The sequence below is a fragment of the Candidatus Symbiopectobacterium sp. NZEC127 genome (assembly GCF_025962675.1).
Classification (GTDB): domain Bacteria; phylum Pseudomonadota; class Gammaproteobacteria; order Enterobacterales; family Enterobacteriaceae; genus Symbiopectobacterium.
The window spans coordinates 1-1,011 of record NZ_JAGFPG010000018.1 but is presented as its reverse complement, the minus strand read 5'-3'; the positions used below and the strand labels follow the sequence as shown (position 1 = coordinate 1,011).

Genomic DNA, 1,011 nt, shown 5'->3' with positions numbered 1-1,011 from the left:
CATCTGTTTTTATACGCATGCAGATAATTCTGGAATCTCTGCTATTATCAATAATGTTACAAGTAAAATTTGGTTAATGCTCACGTTGGTTGGGTGTTGTGAGTTTGGCCTATTAAAAAATACGGTAATATATAGTACAGAAATAATTTTCCAATTGGAAAGGTTATTCTTTTTTCGAGAAAGAAGTTCCTAATTGAACGTCGGTTAGGCAGGGCACTAAACTGGCAACCGATAGGTGAAGTCATGCTGAACACGTAATGGGAAATACAGGCAGCCTAAATTAACCAGAGTACCAACTAATTTGTCACTTACCGTAACACAGAGTAAACAACCTTATTAGTTAGTTACTGTTAAATTAACCTTTTAAAGGGATAGAGAAACTATGACATTAACAACAACTTTACCTATCGGAACTATTATTATTTTTTTCGGAAATGAAATACCTGATGGGTGGCTATTGTGCGATGGTAAAAATGGAACCCCTAATCTTATAGATAAATTCATATTAGGTGGAGGAATAAATAATGTGGGTGCTGGAAGTGAAAAAGAAATAATAAAGAATGCATCGGACGGCGTATACAGAATAAAACAATACACTGAATTTTCAGAGTCAAATATAAGTGTGGAAGTTTTAGAACATAGCTTATCTATTAGCGAACTTCCTAATCATAATCATAAGCAGGGAGACATCTATGATATAAATTATGCATTCGGTTTTGGTTATTGGAACGTTCCATTAAAAGATAGCTGGATAAATGGTGGAGCACTGAATAATACAAAGAATAATCGTGTAGCTCCTATTACTGAGTCTGTCGGTGGCAGTAAAGGGCATTCACATAAAGTAGAGTTTAATGATAAAACTCACAGGCATGATGTCGATATAATGCCACCATATTTTATACTTGCATACATAATGTACAAAGGCTTATTAAATAAATAACATTTTGCATCTGTGACAAAATCTCATAAAATATAGAGATTATATTCATAGCACTTTTTTGACGGATGGTG

General features: G+C 33.7%; 1 protein-coding gene. It reads left to right on the top strand.

Features of this window, described 5'->3' with window-relative positions:
- Positions 1 to 382: 382 nt before the first annotated feature.
- Complete coding sequence (locus tag J5069_RS23650) at positions 383 to 940, top strand: phage tail protein (RefSeq protein WP_264627643.1); 558 nt, start codon at positions 383 to 385, stop codon at positions 938 to 940.
- Positions 941 to 1,011: the final 71 nt, after the last annotated feature.

Bases quoted from the DNA above. Each gene is read 5' to 3' on its own strand.
- J5069_RS23650 (WP_264627643.1), top strand. From the start codon at position 383: ATGACATTAACAACAACTTTACCTATCGGAACTATTATTATTTTTTTC.